At 65.3% G+C, this 15,478-nt stretch carries 12 protein-coding genes; 6 read left to right on the top strand and 6 right to left on the bottom strand.

Translation table 11 applies throughout. The features are described from left to right. Entirely contained in the window at nucleotides 1–1,260 is a 1,260-nt protein-coding gene (locus ACIBG0_RS03250; protein WP_397028737.1) for an SLC13 family permease, read from the bottom strand. 104 nt (nucleotides 1,261–1,364) lie between these two features. On the opposite strand from ACIBG0_RS03250, the gene ACIBG0_RS03255 reads away from it, so the two are divergent. Both ACIBG0_RS03255 and ACIBG0_RS03260 read left to right on the top strand, forming a co-directional pair. Continuing rightward, complete coding sequence (locus ACIBG0_RS03255; protein WP_397028739.1) at nucleotides 1,365–7,067, top strand: TIR domain-containing protein; 5,703 nt, start codon at nucleotides 1,365–1,367, stop codon at nucleotides 7,065–7,067. Nucleotides 7,068–7,206: 139 nt separating this feature from the next. Beyond that, nucleotides 7,207–8,436: an FAD-dependent oxidoreductase gene (locus ACIBG0_RS03260; protein ID WP_397028740.1), complete on the top strand. Its 1,230-nt coding sequence runs from the start codon at nucleotides 7,207–7,209 to the stop codon at nucleotides 8,434–8,436. Between the two features lie 191 nt (nucleotides 8,437–8,627). Here ACIBG0_RS03260 and ACIBG0_RS03265 read toward each other — a convergent pair whose 3' ends face one another. After that, a complete protein-coding gene (locus ACIBG0_RS03265) occupies nucleotides 8,628–9,596 on the bottom strand; it encodes a zinc-binding alcohol dehydrogenase family protein (RefSeq protein WP_397028742.1) in 969 nt (322 codons plus the stop codon). Nucleotides 9,597–9,678: 82 nt separating this feature from the next. On the opposite strand from ACIBG0_RS03265, the gene ACIBG0_RS03270 reads away from it, so the two are divergent. Next, nucleotides 9,679–10,254 (top strand): TetR/AcrR family transcriptional regulator, encoded by a 576-nt coding sequence (locus ACIBG0_RS03270; protein ID WP_397028744.1) that lies wholly within the window; start codon nucleotides 9,679–9,681, stop codon nucleotides 10,252–10,254. On the opposite strand, the gene ACIBG0_RS03275 is transcribed toward ACIBG0_RS03270, so the two are convergent. Then, a complete protein-coding gene (locus ACIBG0_RS03275) occupies nucleotides 10,251–10,964 on the bottom strand; it encodes an HD domain-containing protein (protein WP_397028746.1) in 714 nt (237 codons plus the stop codon). The genes ACIBG0_RS03270 and ACIBG0_RS03275 overlap by 4 nt on opposite strands. A gap of 92 nt (nucleotides 10,965–11,056) precedes the next feature. Here ACIBG0_RS03275 and ACIBG0_RS03280 point away from each other — a divergent pair, with 92 nt between their 5' ends. Beyond that, the gene (locus ACIBG0_RS03280) at nucleotides 11,057–11,947 is read left to right on the top strand and encodes a hypothetical protein (RefSeq protein ID WP_397028747.1); all 891 of its coding nucleotides are present in this window, start codon (nucleotides 11,057–11,059) and stop codon (nucleotides 11,945–11,947) included. A 3-nt stretch (nucleotides 11,948–11,950) separates the two neighbouring features. Here ACIBG0_RS03280 and ACIBG0_RS03285 read toward each other — a convergent pair whose 3' ends face one another. Genes ACIBG0_RS03285 through ACIBG0_RS03295 form a run of 3 tightly spaced genes read right to left on the bottom strand, consistent with a single transcriptional unit; the run spans nucleotide 11,951 to nucleotide 13,684 of the window. After that, nucleotides 11,951–12,397 (bottom strand): SgcJ/EcaC family oxidoreductase, encoded by a 447-nt coding sequence (locus ACIBG0_RS03285; RefSeq protein WP_397028749.1) that lies wholly within the window; start codon nucleotides 12,395–12,397, stop codon nucleotides 11,951–11,953. Between the two features lie 55 nt (nucleotides 12,398–12,452). Further along, the gene (locus tag ACIBG0_RS03290) at nucleotides 12,453–13,079 is read right to left on the bottom strand and encodes an alpha-ketoglutarate-dependent dioxygenase AlkB (RefSeq protein WP_397028752.1); all 627 of its coding nucleotides are present in this window, start codon (nucleotides 13,077–13,079) and stop codon (nucleotides 12,453–12,455) included. Between the two features lie 47 nt (nucleotides 13,080–13,126). Beyond that, complete coding sequence (locus tag ACIBG0_RS03295) at nucleotides 13,127–13,684, bottom strand: TetR/AcrR family transcriptional regulator (protein ID WP_397028754.1); 558 nt, start codon at nucleotides 13,682–13,684, stop codon at nucleotides 13,127–13,129. Nucleotides 13,685–13,788: 104 nt separating this feature from the next. Here ACIBG0_RS03295 and ACIBG0_RS03300 point away from each other — a divergent pair, with 104 nt between their 5' ends. After that, on the top strand, nucleotides 13,789–14,667 hold the full coding sequence (locus ACIBG0_RS03300; protein ID WP_397028756.1) for an SAM-dependent methyltransferase: 879 nt from the start codon (nucleotides 13,789–13,791) through the stop codon (nucleotides 14,665–14,667). 151 nt (nucleotides 14,668–14,818) lie between these two features. Continuing rightward, on the top strand, nucleotides 14,819–15,454 hold the full coding sequence (gene pyrR, locus ACIBG0_RS03305) for a bifunctional pyr operon transcriptional regulator/uracil phosphoribosyltransferase PyrR (protein WP_397028758.1): 636 nt from the start codon (nucleotides 14,819–14,821) through the stop codon (nucleotides 15,452–15,454). Nucleotides 15,455–15,478: the final 24 nt, after the last annotated feature.

Genomic DNA, 15,478 nt, shown 5'->3' on the forward strand with positions numbered 1-15,478 from the left:
CTATCCCGTCGCGAGTAGCGCGGCCACGGCACCGGTCGTCGCGACGAGCGCGAGCCCGAGTCCGGTGAGCAAGAACCGCGGCATCGGCACCCGAACCCCGTGGGAACGGCAGAACTCCAGGCACAGCAGGGTCGCCAGTGACGCCCATGGCGTCACGATCGGTCCGACATTGACGCCGATGAGCAAGGCCAGCAACTGATTTCGATTTTCCGCTGGCACTACCGCCTCACCTGCGGTGTAAGCCGGAAGATTGTTGGCCACATTGGACAATCCGGCACCCGCGCCCGCCGCGCGGTACGCCCCGACTACTCCGGAGTCGTGTCCGATCAGCGCACGCATGACATCGGCGAGTCCGAACCTGCTGAGCGTCGGCACCAGCAGGAACAACCCGACCACGAAAACCAGCAACTGCCAGGGGATCAGCGATAGTCGCAATGACGAACGATCGAAGATGGCAAAGGCGACCACCGCAATGGCGGCGGCGAGGGTGGCGGCGATACCGATCCGGTCACCCACGAACGGGATCGCCAGAATGAACAGCAGACACGCGCCTGCCGTTGTGTAGAGCAGCGTGCGCTCCTTGGCATTGGCCGGACGAATCGGTTCCGGCGGTACGTACCGGTCGGCTTCACGTCGCCCGCGCCGCCAGTACCAGACCCAAAGGCACACCATGGTTGCCGTGATCGACACCAGCTGCGGTGCCCACATCCGCGTCGCGAAATCCGTGGCGCGCAGCGCGACCCGGTCGGCGGCGAGCAGATTGGTGAGATTCGAGACCGGCAGCAGCAGACTCGCCGTATTGGCCAGCCAGAGCGTGGTCATCGCCAACGGCAGCGGTGGAATGCGGGCCGGTACCGCCAGCGCGAGCATGACCGGAGTCAGCAAAACGGCAGTGGTGTCGAGATTGAGCAGAATCGTTGTCGCCGCTGCGAAAAGCACACAGAGCAGGAACAACGCCGGATAGTAGCCGCGGCCGAGAATGGCGAGCCGGTGTGCGATCACATCGAACACCTTCGCCTGCCGCGTCAGCTCCGCGAGAATTATCACACTGCACAGGAAAAGCAACAGCGGACCGATCCGGCGCATATTGTCGGCGGCCTCGGCGCGCGGCAGCAATCCGGTCGCCACGCAGAGCAGTCCGGCCGTTAGCAGTCCGAGCCGGACCCAATCCAGTGTGCTCAGTGCCCGTCTCGGCGGCGCGGACACCAGGGCACTCGACGGCGGGTTCGCCGCGGCGGAATCGACCTGTTGTTCGGACACATGCCCATCATGCAGCATGTCGACTGAAGTACTTCCGCATTCGGTCCGCCTGGTAATGATCTTCTGCCGTTTGGCGCGGCGACCCATCGGGGCATACTGATGCTGTGACTTCGGGTGGGCGGCGGGACTTCTTCATCAGTTATTCACCGGCCGACGAGCGATGGGCCACCTGGCTGGCTTGGCAGTTGGAGACCGCGGGCTACAGCACCCTCATCCAGGCGTGGGATTTCGTGCCCGGCACCAACTTCATCGACTTCATGGATCGCGGCGTGCGCGATTCGGCGGTGGTGCTGGTGGTGTTGTCGCAGAACTATTTGGGTTCCTACTACGGGACCATGGAATGGCAGGCCGCCTACCGCACCGACCCGGGCAAGTTGATGCCGGTGCGCATTGCCGAATGCACGCTGGAGGGTCTGCTCGCCACCATCACCTATCTCGACTTGGTGCGGGTGTCCACCGCCGAGGAGGCGCGCCGAATCCTGCTGGAGCGAGTCGGACATCTGCTCGCGGGGCGGGCGAAGCCGCCGTCGGAACCTGGCTTCCCACACGATGGTCCGGACCGATTCGCCATCGAAACCATCACTGACACACCCGAATCCGTACTGTCGCGCCGCGCACCGGTTGCGGCCCCTGCTTTTCCGGGTGCCAACGACCCTGACGAGCCGCGTACCAGCGTCTCCGTGCTGCATGTCGCGGGTCCGCGTTTCGGTCGCGGGTTGCTCGCGCCGGACGAACCGAGCACCGCTGCCGAATTGCAGGCGCATATCCACGCCAATGTCACTCATCTGGTGAACCAGGGTGTGGCCAAACCGGACCTGATCGTGGTGTCCGGCGATATGACCGAATCCGGCCGTCCACGCGAGATCGACGAAGCGCTGACCTTTCTGAGCGGATTACGCATGCTGCTCGGCCTCGGTCCGGAGCGGCTGATCGTGGTGCCTGGCAATCACGACGTCTCCAAACCCGCCTGCCACGCGTACTTCCTGAACTGCGAGGCTCGCGATCGCAAACCGCAGCCACCGTACTTCCCCAAGCTCGAGCAGTACGCCCGAATGTTCAGTGCGCTGTATCAGGGCCTGGATCACCTCGTCTTCGATATCGGTCAGCCGTGGACACTGTTCCCGATTCCCGAATTGCGGGTAGTGGTCGCCGGACTGAATTCGACCATGGCGGCGACCCATCTGCCCGAAGACAACTACGGCCGGATCGGCGAACCGCAGGCGTCCTGGTTCGCCGAGCGGCTGCGCCCGTTCGAGGACAACGGGTGGTTGCGTCTCGGTGTCCTCCGGCACGATCCGCTGCCCGGCGCGAGCACGCCCGCCCATGATCCCGATCTGCTGCGCGATGCGGATACGCTGTCTCGGCTGCTCGGTGGACGGTTGAATCTGCTGCTGCACGGCCCGGGACCTGGTGGGCCGCATCTGGACCGGCTCAACGAGACGCTGCCCGTCCTGCCCGCCGCCGCTGCGGGGCGCGACGAGATCATCCAGTTGACGGCCGCGGGACTCGCCAGGTTCTCCGGACGCGGAGAGTCCACCGCGCAATTCGACTTCGATTGGTTGAAGGTGAACGCGGCGCTGCCGACTGCCAAACAGCCCGAGCTCCTCGGAACGGACGAACCGGAGCTTGCGGACCCACCTACCGAAACTCCCACGGTCGATCCGCATGGGCGGCTGCTGGAGCGCGTGGCCGAGGTGTGCGAAACCCGTTATCCCGGCGCGAAAGTCCGGCGGGTCGAGGTCGACCCGCCGCATCTGCTGATCACCAAGGAGGACGACGAGGTCATCGCCCAGTGGCGCGTCGGTGTGCACGTCGGTGATATGACCAGGCAGGTGGTGGAGGACTTCCTCGGCCACGATCCGGAATACGGTTCCGAACTCGTGTACCGCGGTGCGGCGCCGCCGCGTTCGCTGCGCGAGGAGGCGGCCAGCCACGGTCTGCGGGTGCGCAGCTTCACTGAATTCCAGGGACTGCTCGATCTGGACGACTATCTCACGCAGCAGGCGGCGCGGTTACGCGCCGATCGCACCTATCCGCCGGATCTGTATGTGCCGCAGCGCTTCCGGATCCTCGAACACGGTGATCAGCAGATCCGTGACGATCTGGTCGGCGAACTGATGAAGGTGATCGCGGCCGACCACGGCCGATTCATCCTGATACTCGGTGATTTCGGGCGCGGGAAAACCTTCGCGCTGCGTGAGTTGGCCCGCCGCATCACCGAAACCATGCCCGCGCTGATCCCAATCCTGATCGACCTGCGGACCTTGGACAAAACCCATTCGGTGGACGGTCTGGTCGCCGCACATCTGGCCAATCACGGCGAGGACCGGATCGATCTGAAGGCGCTGCACTACATGCTGCGCGAGGGCCGGGTGGTGTTGCTGTTCGACGGCTTCGACGAACTCGTCACCCGAATCAGCTACGACTTCGCCGCCGATCACCTCGAAACTCTGCTGCAGGCGGCCGTCGGTAAGGCCAAGATCATCGTGGCCAGTCGCACCCAGCATTTCGAATCCCGCGCCCAGGTGCTCACCGCGCTCGGTGAACGCGTTGGTCTGCTGCAGGATCGGCGCATAGTGAGCATCGAGGATTTCGCGCCCGCCCAAATCCACGCCTTCCTGACCAACCGCTACGGCGGCGATATCCGACGCGCCGACGCCAGAATGGGGTTGATCACCGGTATCGAGGATCTGCTCGGGCTGGCACAGAATCCCCGAATGCTCGGCTTCATCGCCGATCTGGACGAGCGGCGGCTTCGGGCAGCGGCGGGCGCGAAACAGGCGGTTGGTCCTGCTGGGCTGTATCGGGAGATCTTGGAGTCCTGGCTCACCTACGAGGCCGACCGGACCGCGGCCGTGGCCGGTGCGCTGCCTGGCCTGCGCCTGCACGAATTATGGCTCGGTGTCACGGCATTCGCGCTGCGCGTCTGGGAAACCGGCGAACCATATCTGCGGCTGTCCGAATTGACCGAGGTGGCAGCGGATTCGGCCGAGCTGACCGGATCGAGCCGGATGTCGGTGCAGCAGTCGGCGCACGCCATCGGCTCGGGCAGCTTGCTGGTGCGCACCGAGGACAACCTGTTCGGCTTCATCCATTCCTCGGTCATGGAATGGTTAGTGGCCAACCACATTGCCGAACAATTCGAGGTCGGCACCCTCGCGCCCGCCCAGTTGAGCCAGTCTCCGCTATCCCAACTCTCGATCGACTTCCTCTGTGACCTCGCCGATAACGGGGCACTGCGTACATGGGCCGAGGGTGTGCTCGCCGACCAAGCGGCCGACGAAGTGTCGCGCACCAATGCCATTCGAGTGGCGACCCGGTTGCGCACCGCACCGACAGCGGATCTACGCGGTGCGAGCCTGGCGGGGGAGGATCTGTCCTATCGGGATCTACGCGATGTCGATCTCACCGGAGCCGATCTCAGCGGCGCCCGATTGGTCGGCACGAACCTCGATCGGGCCGTACTGCGCGGTGCGCGGTTGGTCGGCACGCGTCTGGACGAGGCCAGCCTGGTCGGTGCGGATCTTGCGGAGGCCGATCTCACCCGCGCCCGCCTGGTGCACACCGATCTGACCGGATCTCGGGCCAGCGGTAGCCGCTGGTCCCGCGCGGCACTCATCGAGGTAACCGGCACGCCGACCGGCACTGATCTGCGCGGTGCGGCGTGGGTGCCAGGAGTCGCGGCGCAGACCGAATTCGCACCTGCCGCGATCGGAGTACGGCACGGCTTCCACGCCAGGCACGGCCGACTGCCACAGCCGGTCGCTTACAACCCGGACGGCGGTACGCTGGCCATCGGCAGCGATGACGGCGGTGTGCTCATCTGCGATGCCGAAACCGGTAGGCCGCTGCGCACCTTGCAGACCCACCGTGCCCGGACGTTCGCGGTGGCGTTCACCGATACGGTGCTGGTGACCGGATCCGGCGACGGCACTGTGGGCATCTGGGACGCCGATACCGGCGAACTGCGCCGAATCCTGTTGGGGCACAAGAATTGGCCGTGGCCGGTGGTGCTGAGTCCCGCCGGTGATCTGCTGGCCACCGGTGACGCCGATGGCGTGCTGCGGCTGTGGACGTTGCCGAGTGGCGAACTGCGACACGAATGCCGTCCCGCGGCTGGCGGTGGGGAACTCGTCTACAGCTTGGATATTCGTGGACCGCTGGTCGCCGCCTCGTATCGCGATGGCACCGTGCGGCTGTGGGATATAGAAAGTGGGCGGGAGAGCGGGGAATTCAGCGGTGCGTCCGGTTCGGTGTTCCGCGTGGCGTTCAATCCGACCGGCGAGCTGCTCGCGGTCGGTGGCGTCGATGGCACGCTGGCGCTGTGGGATCCGTTGAATTGCCGCAAGATTCGCGATCTCTCCGGCCACACCGGGCGGGTCTATACGGTGGCCTTCCATCCCCGCCGCCCGATCGTGGCGAGCGGGGATACCGATGGCGGACTGCGTTTGTGGGATGCGGACACCGGCATGCAGCGGCAGTCGCTAACCGAACATACGGCGGCGATCTACTGGCTCGGTTTCGATCCGGCGGGTGATCTGCTCGCCTCGGGCGACAGCGCCGGACTGGTCTGTCTGCGCGCCAGCGAGACCGGGGAGTTGCGACACCGGCTCACCGCGCATACCGGTTCCATCTGGCCCTTCGCCTTTCGCCCGGACGGTTCCCAATTGGCCATTACCGACGACCAATTCAGCACAAGGCTCTGGGATCCGGTGACCGGCACCTGCAAACACACATTGACCGGCCATGGCCGCCAGGTCCGCACGGTCAGCTTCAATGCGGATGGCACCCTGCTCTCCGGCGTTGGTAACGACGGTGTGGTTCGGCTGTGGGACCCGGTGACCGGGCGATTGGTACGTCGATTGATCGGCAGCGACGACCGCTTGCTCACCTTCGAATCGGCGATATTCAACAAACTCGGCCGCCATCAGCTCGGTCTCATCGGCAACGACGGGCGGCTCAGCCTGTTCAACCTCGACGCCGACTTGTACGAGCGGCACATCAATGTCGAATCCGCACCGATCTGGGCCGCCGCCTTCGACCCGACCGGCGACTATGTGGCCACCGCCAATGACGACGACACGGTGATCATCTGGGTGCGCACCACCGGCGCACTGCATGCCGTGTGCGCCGAACATCGCGGGCGGGTGCGGTCGATCGCGTTCAGCGCCAACGGTGCGCTGATGGCGACCGGCTGCGACGATTCCGTGGTTCGGCTGTGGGATGTCCGCTCCGGACGGTTCCTGCGGGCGCTGAGCGGACATCGTGACCGGGTGTACGCGGTCGCCTTCCACGAGGACCGCCTCGCCAGCGTGTCGTGGGATACCACCGCCCGCATCTGGGATGTCGAATCCGGTGCTGCGCTGCATACGCTGACCAGGCATACCGGCAGGCTCTGGACCGCCGCGGTCGATCCGCGCACCGGCACATTGGCGACCGGGGGCGATGATCTGGTTGTTCGGTTGTGGGACATGGCATCCGGACGTCATCTGCATACCCTCGAAGGGCATAAGCGCCGAGTCTGGTCGCTGAGCTTCGACCCGTCCGGCAAGCTGCTGGCAAGCGGCGGCGACGACGGAAATATCCTGCTGTGGTCGCGGCCGGAGGATGACGCGCCGTCGATTCGCGCGATCCTGCTCGGTCTGCCCGAAGGATGGGCGGCGCTCGCGCCCGATGGTCGATACAAATTCGAGGGCAATATCGCCGGGCAGTTCTGGCATGTCATCGGCATGTCGCGGTTCGAATCCGGCGAACTCGACCCCTACCTGCCGGAAGTGGGTCAGTTGGCCGCCGACGCACCCTTCTGAGCGGGTCGAGATGAGAGATCGACCGGTTGCGGACCTTGTGCTCGGCTGCGGCATACCATTGAAGTCGGCCCAAGGTATCGCTACATCCGCGCCCGCGGAATGTCCGTCCGGCGCGTGCGCACGGAGGGAGGTCGGGGCAATGCAACGTACGACGTGTCTGGTGGTTGGTGGTGGACCGGCTGGAATGGTGCTCGGGCTGCTGCTGGCCCGCGCCGGTATCGATGTCACCGTCCTGGAGAAGCATAATGATTTCTTGCGCGACTTCCGCGGCGACACAGTACATCCCACGACCCTGGACCTGCTCGACGAATTAGGCCTCGGCGAGGAATTCGCGAAACTGCCCGCACGCAAACTGCAGCAGATCCAGCTGCCGATCCGCGGTTCGGTGCAGACGGTGTTCACGCTGGAACATTTGCCCGGTACGCACAAATACATCGCGATGGTGCCGCAGTGGGATCTGCTCGACCTGTTGGCCGGAGCGGCCGACCGGGAGCCGAGCTTCCGGCTGCGTATGAATACCGAAGCGACAGCGGTGATCCGGGAGGACGGTCGGGTCGCGGGTGTCACTTACCGCACCAGAGACGGCGAAACCGGCGAAATCCGCGCCGATCTGACAGTCGCCTGCGATGGCCGCGATTCGGTGCTGCGGGCCGAAGTCGGCCTCGGATCCCGTAGTTGGCCGACGCCGATGGATGTGTGGTGGTTCCGCCTGCCGCGCACCGATATCGACCCCGCCGGTTTGATCGGACTGCTCAGCGCCAACCGGGCCGCGGTCATGTTCGACCGTGGCGACTACTGGCAGGTCGCGACGCTCATCGCGAAGGGAGGCGATGCGACGGCCAGGCGTGGTCCGGCCACCGAAATCGTGCGCAGCATGGCCGATTCCGCACCGTGGCTGCGCGACCGGGAGGATGCGCTGCGAGACTGGGACGAGGTGAAACTGCTCAACGTGAAATTGGACCGCCTCACCAAGTGGTACACCGATGGTCTGCTCTGCATCGGCGACGCCGCCCACGCCATGTCCCCCGCCGGTGGGGTCGGAATCAACCTCGCGATTCAGGATGCGGTCGCCACCGCGAGAATCCTTGCCCCACCACTGCGTTCGGGCACCGTGACCACCCGCGATCTCGCCAAGGTGCAGCGTCGCCGTACCCTCCCGACCGCCGTCACTCAGGGCCTGCAACGCATCCTGCACGCCGCCGTAATAGGGCCCGCCCTATCCGGCCGCATCAATATCGCCAATGCCGCGACTACGCCCTTGCCGCTACGCATCCTGCGCCGAATCCCCATTCTCCGCACCATTCCCCCCTTCCTGATCGCTCGAGGAATACTCCCCGAACATGCCCCGACTTTCGCCCGCCGCCACTGACCCGTGGATGCACTCGGTGCAACAATGCAGTCGACGCACCGGATGCTCCACGGGAAACAGCAACGGCGACAGTTCATTTCAATCCGGCGTGCGATGCGGAACGTCCGATGAGATTCCGTCTCTGCTTGGATACGCACTCCCGACGAGCGCTTCCGAGGAGAAGCGTGTCGCTGGGTGACGGCTGCGATGTGTCAGGGACGCAAAACGATCTTGCCGATGCAGGAGCGCTGCTCCACGAGTTGGTGTGCTTTGGCCGCCTCGTCGAGGGAAAGCACGGAATCGACTTGGGGAGACAGGGTTCCGGTGGTAGCTCGGTTGAGGACGGCAGTGCCGCAACGGGATACCTCGGCGAGCCAGGCCGGTCCGGCGCAGGCGGTGAGCGTCAGGCCGTAGGGGAGTAGATCCGTTGTGGAGATCTGGGCTGGGGCTCCGGAGAGCCATCCATAGCTGAGGATTCGGCCGCGTACCGGGGTCATGACCGCCAGTAGGTCTCGGGCGGTGGTGCCGCCGATGGAATCGAAGACGACGTCGAGGGTTGTGCCGTCGAGGGTTTCGCGCAGTCGGGTCGGCCAGTCCGGCGCGTTGTGGTCGATGACCTCGTCCGCGCCCAATGCCGCTGCGCGCACGGACTTTTCGGGACCGCCAGCGGTTGCGATGACGCGCGCGGCACCGAATTCCTTGGCGAGTTGGGTCAGTGCGCTGCCGATTCCTGTTGCGGCGGCCTCGATCAGGACCGTTTCGCCGCCGGTGAGCGCCGCGGTCGCGAGCAGCGGCAGTGCCACCGATCCGTCCATCAGGACGGCGGCAGCGTCGACGGACGTGAGGGTGTCCGGTATCTCGATCGCGGAAGCAGCTGGGGCGCAGACGAATTCGGCGTAGGAGCCGAAGCCTCGGGTCGCCACCGTGACTCGTCGGCCCAGCAAGGCCGCATCGACTCCGTCCCCGATCTCGACGACCACTCCGGCGGCCTGAAAACCGAAGACCACGGGTGGTTCGACCGCCATCGGGAATTCACCCGAACGCAGCTTGGTCTCCGGGAACAGCACCGGAATCGCCTCGGCGCGGATCACCAATTCGCCGGTGTCTGGATGCGGTACGGCGACATCCTGTGCGACCAGGACCTCGGGTCCGCCTACGCCCGTCATTACGATTGCCTTCATCGATAACTCCATAACTTGACTGTCGGTCCAGATATTTGGAACGATATGGACCGGCGGTCAAGTTGTCAATGAAGGTGGTGGAATGACCGACGAACGCCCGAGGGAACGGGCGGATGCCGCACGGAACAGGCAGGCGATCCTGTCCGCGACCGCCGCACTGCTGGCCGAGCACGGCGCCGACGCGCTCACCATGGACCGGGTCGCGGCGGCCGCCGGGGTCGGTAAGGGCACGATCTTCCATCGCTTCGGTAATCGCGCCGGATTACTGCACGAGATGATCGCCGAGAGCACCTTCGCCGTGATGGATGCCGTCCGGAGCGGCCCGCCGCCGCTGGGCCCAGGGGCACCGGCCGGGCAGCGACTGCTGGCCTTCTTCGACGCCTTCGTGCGAATGATGACCGACAACATCGAGGTCACGGTCGCCTACCTGCAGGGTCCGCCGCATCCACGCGCCGCCGAAATCCACGAATTCTGGGACGCCCATATCACCGCGCTGCTGCGCGAGGCCCGTCCGGACCTGGATGCCGAGGTGGTCGGCAGGCTACTGCTCGGCGCATTGGGTGGCGAACAGGTGCCGCGACTCGCACGTGCGGGACAGACCGAACGACTGCTCGCGGCGGTTCGTGAACTCGTCGAATCGGTGCTGCGCGCACCTTAGTCCCTGGCGAGGATGGCGTCGAATCGTTCGTCGGCGCTGTCGAGTTGGTGCAGGATATGTCGTTTGACGTGCTCGGCGAGCGGAGTATCGGCGCGGGTGACGAGGTCGCGGTAAATATTGGTGAGCGGGCGGTACTTGGTGGCGAGTTTGCGCATCGACGGACCCTCGGCATACAGGATCCCGACACCGTTATCGGTGAAGTCGGAGAGTTTGACAATGCGGGCCCATGGCGCGCGATCGAGATTGGCCGCCACATGTTCGCGGTATTGCGCGTGCCGATCGCTATCCGGATCCGGTTGCGGATTGGTGACGGCGGCGACGAGTTCGGCGACCCGGTCGCCGAACCGGGCCGAGAGTTCGGCGAGGGCGGCCTCGGTCGGCGACCCGGGACGCGCGCCGGCCAGTTCGACCGGATGATCCTCGACCGCATCGTGCAGCAGCCCGGCCGCGACGACGTCCGGGTCCCGCACCTCGTAGTGGCTGACGATCCGAATGGCAACGCGCAGTAGATGACTCAGATACGGTTCGCGCCCGTAACGATCGTCGCGGTGCAATTCGGTAGCCAGATCCAATGCCTCGTTCAGCCGTTCGGTATCCGATAGTTCGGCTATTTCCAGCAGTAGTCGTTCGCGCAGTCCGCTTTCGCCGTAGACCTCGCTGATCGTATGCAGCGGCATCACGGCTAAAACCCCCGCCCCGGGATTGCTCATATGGCCAATGTATCGGGGCTGGGCGCTCACCGCTGTGCTCTGGACCACTGTTCAACTGCGCGAAAATAATCCGTTGCCGCGCGGTGGCGACCATGGTCTCCTGGAACGCACGCGAGGCAGAACTGGAGGTGAACGTGGCCGCGCAGAACAAACGGCCGCGCACCGGTTCGGCCACCGACAAGATGGCGAAACTGCATCGACGCACCATGGTGCTCGACGGGCGGGTGTATACGGTGCTGAGCCTGCGCCCCGGCAGCGATTTCCGCTTCGCCACCAACCATTTCCATGAGACCTGGCATGTGCTCTCCGATTGGCGCGGTGCGCGGATGCTGGGTCGACTGCTGTGGGGCCTGGCATATCAGCGGCGGCCGGGCACGATCGTCGTCATCGATCCGGTGCATCTGGATCCCAATCCGTTCGACGCCGCACCTTCGGATCCGATCGTGCTGGTGCCCGCTGACCTGACCGTCTTCACCCGCGCCGCCGCCGTCGCCTTGCGTCGGCGGCTGCCATTCCGCGACGGTTCACAGGGCACGGTGCGCTGGCAGACGTTCGGTCTGGATACCGCCGTGGACGAGCTGCGGCAGTGGCGGGCGAAGGGGCCGGGTGAGCGCGACTGGAATTTCGCCGATGTGCCGACCGGCTGGGAACGGATCGACCGCCTCGGCGGCATGGTCACGATTTTCGGTGCGCGCGACCAGCTGCGTTCGTGGGCAACCTCGCTCGCGACGCTCGGGACATACGCCTACTACGGCATGGACTACGAGTACCTGGACGAGGACCGCAACGGCGAGGTACAGATCTTTCGGCAGTACCGCAGGAAGGTGAATATCGCACGTCAGGCCCGCGCCGAAGTGCTGGTGCGATTCGACGGACATGCCTCGAAGGAGGAGGTCGAGCAGGCCATCTGGTCGCACAGCGCGACCGTTCGCCGCCGTCGCTTCCCGACGCCGGAGGAACGGCTCGCCGCGCTCCTGAATTGAGGGCTATTGCGCCTGTGGGATCAATGTGTTCTGCCGCGCCGCCGTCCACCACCGACCGTTCTCCTTGACCAGGACGTACAGCGCGATCATCGCGTGGTCGATATCGATCAGCTCGCCCTCGGCCGTCGTCGCGCGGGCGAGCTTGTGCGCGATCGCGATATCGGGGCGCAGGAATACGATGTCGGCGACCTCGTAGCGGACATACTGGTCCTTCAGGAATCCCGCCAGCCCCCGCCGATTCGCCTCCAGCAGTGCGTCTTTTCCGACGGTGAGCGCGCCGACCGCATTGACCACTGCCGCATTGGCAGTGACGTCGGCGGTCATCAGTTCAGCGTCGTTGGTGTTGTATGCGGTTTCGACATTGGCGATGATCTGCTCGATGGCCGCAATGTCTTCGGTGTGGTCGACCGTAGTGTCGGTGACCACTGGCTGAATTGTCGTTGCGCTCATGGACATCAGCGTCTTATCTCAACCCTGGTTGAGGTCAATAGGCTCGGCTACGGAGTCAGCGCACACCCCGGGGTCGAAATTGAATGCTGATTCGCGGCCCGGTCGGCCTGCGCGTCTTCGGTACGGCGTGTTCCCAGGTGCGCTGGCATGAGCCGCCCATGACCAATAGATCCCCGTGTCCGACGTGAAATCGAAGACTCGCGCCGCCACCGCGCGGTCGCAGTAGCAGCGCACGTGGCGCGCCGATCGACACAATGGCGACCATGGTGTCGTCGGTCGACCCGCGCCCGATGGTATCGCCGTGCCAGGCCACGCTGTCGCGTCCGTCGCGGTAGTAGCACAACCCGGCTGTGCGGAACGGCTCGCCGAGTTCCTCGCGATAGTGCGCGGACAGCGCCTCCCGTGCCTCGTCCAGCGTCGGATCCGGCAGCTGTGCACCCTCCTCGTAGAAACACAGCAGTCGCGGCACATCCACTACCCGGTCGTACATCGGCCGCCGTTCCGCGTGCCACGGCACCGCGTCCGCCAACCGTTCGAATAGCACGTCCGCCCCCGACAGCCAACCGGGCAGCAGGTCGACCCAGGCCCCGTGACTCAATGCGGTCCGGTGCACGCCATCGAGCCCGCCCACCCCGACGTCCCCGAACCCGTCGAGCAATGATCCCTGCAGCGGTGTCGACATGCGCCCGAATCTACGCCTTATCGAACATATGTGCTAGCGAGAATCGGTCATTGATTCTTGGTAAGGATGTCCCGGGCGATATCTACGGCGGCGGCGTAGCACTCGTCGTCGGTGAGCGGGAGATCGCCCATCATGGCAGTGCTCCAGCTGATGGCGAGCAGCGCCTCCCGGGCGCGGAAGACGGTGAGTGGCTGGTCGTCCGAACCCGCCATCAGGTCCGCGAGCACGCGGAACTGATAGCGCATGCTCGAGCCGAAGTCGAGCTGGCGGAAGGCGGGCTGGTTCTCGTGCCAGAACCGGACCATGCTGCGGCCGATGCCGTGCAGGAGTGCGCCGTAGCGGGTGAGGATTTCGTTGGCCCGGGCCGGGCCGGGTGGTGTGCTCTCGGCCCAGGTCACGATGTCGTCGATGCCGCGGCGCAGGTCGTCGGAGAGGCTGGCGACGATATCTTCCTTGGTGCGGAAGTGGTAGTACAGCGCGGCCTTGGTGACGCCGAGGCGGTCGGCGATCTCGCGCAGGGAGGTCTTCTCGTAGCCGCGTTCGGAGAACAATTCCATTGCGACAGTACGAATCCGCTCACGCGTATCGCTGCGGCGTCCGTCCATGGCGTCCTTATCTTTTTGCTTGACGACCGGCTAGTGAAAGCCTAGCGTCTTCGCTGCGCCCGAATTACTAGCCGGGCGGCAAGTTAGCTATTGGGGAGGCAGTAATGACCGAAACCGATCCGAAGGTACCGATGGCGGGTGTCGCATTGACCGCGATCGGTGTCGCGGTCATCCGGGCGAAGGAGTCCGTGCGCACAGACCGCCTGTACGACGACCCGTTCGCGCAGCTGTTCGTCGACGCCGCACGCGACGCCTACCGTGCGGTCGAGGGAGGCATCGAACGGTGGGCGCGGCTGGAAGAGGTCGCGGATATGTTCTTCGAAGGGCGCACGGTCGGCGTCCGGCTCGTCGACGACCGGGTCGCCGAGGCCGTCGAACAGGGGATACGCCAGATCGTGCTGATCGGTGCGGGCTTGGATACCAGGGCATTCCGCCTGGCGCTACCCGCTGACATCCGAGTGTTCGAGATCGATCTGCCGGAGCTCTTCGCATTCAAGGAACCGATCCTCGCCGCAGCGCATGCGAAACCCCGCTGTGACCGCGCGGTGCTGTCCATCGATCTGCGCGAGGACTGGGCAAAGCTGCTCCGCGAGCACGGATTTCGGCCGGATCTGCCCACGCACTGGGTGGATGAGGGCGTCCTGGGCTATTTGACTCACGAACATGCTTTGCATGTGGTCACTACCCTTACCGAATTATCCGCTCCGGGAAGTCGTTTCGGCGTCAGCCGCTTCGCCGTCGACGAAGACGCCCGGCCTTATGCCGAACTCAAACGGCTGGTCCGTGGTGACGAAGGCGCGGACCGTCCGCGCACCGGCATCGGCGCCGACGCCGACGCCGACGCCGACGCCAGAACCTGGCTGGAGGAACACGGCTGGCATACCGAATTCCGTAGCTGGGACGATATGGTCGCCGCCTTGGACCGGCCTGTCGCTTCGGGTGATCCGGACATCGGAGTCGTCATAGCGGTCCGTGAAGCCTGAACCGGCCGAATGCCCGGAGTGTCCGAACCGTACGTGGCCCCGCTCACAGCAGGATACGCCTGGTTAAAACGGGGCGAACGGCGCTGCTAGGCTGCATGCCGTAAAGACATCCTTTAACGGACCGTCCGGTGAGGCGGGGAAGGAGGTCGGCATGGCCGTGCCCGAGGAACGGGCCGCCAAGTCCGGCGCTGCCGAAACGTCGCAGCGACACACCCCGGAGTGGGTGAGCGCGGGACGCGAATTGCTGTCTCCTTCCGACGTCGGCCGGACCATCGCGCGCATCGCGCATCAGATCATCGAAAAGACCGCCCTCGATGCGGGCGAGCTGGACGCACCGCGCGTGGTGCTGATCGGCATTCCCACTCGCGGTACCACGCTCGCCGCGCGACTCACCGACAAGATCGAGGAGTTCTCCGGCGTCCGCCCGGCCCTCGGCTCGCTCGACATCACCCTCTATCGCGACGATCTACGCACCCGCCCACACCGCCCACTCGAGCGCACCTCGGTGCCCGAGGGCGGCATCGAGGACGCACTCGTGGTCCTGGTCGACGACGTGCTCTTCTCCGGTCGCACCGTGCGCTCCGCCCTCGACGGCCTGCGCGATCTCGGCCGTCCCCGCGCGGTCCAACTCGCGGTGCTCATCGACCGCGGCCACCGCGAACTCCCGATCCGTGCGGATTTCGTCGGCAAGAACGTGCCGACCTCCCGCAGCGAGGATATTTCCGTATTGCTCACCGAACACGACGGCCGTGACGGCGTCTATCTGCATCAGGAGGAAGCGCAGTGAACCGGCTCGCCGGAGCGAGTGTCA

It is taken from the genome of Nocardia sp. NPDC050630 (assembly GCF_044457245.1).
GTDB lineage: Bacteria > Actinomycetota > Actinomycetes > Mycobacteriales > Mycobacteriaceae > Nocardia.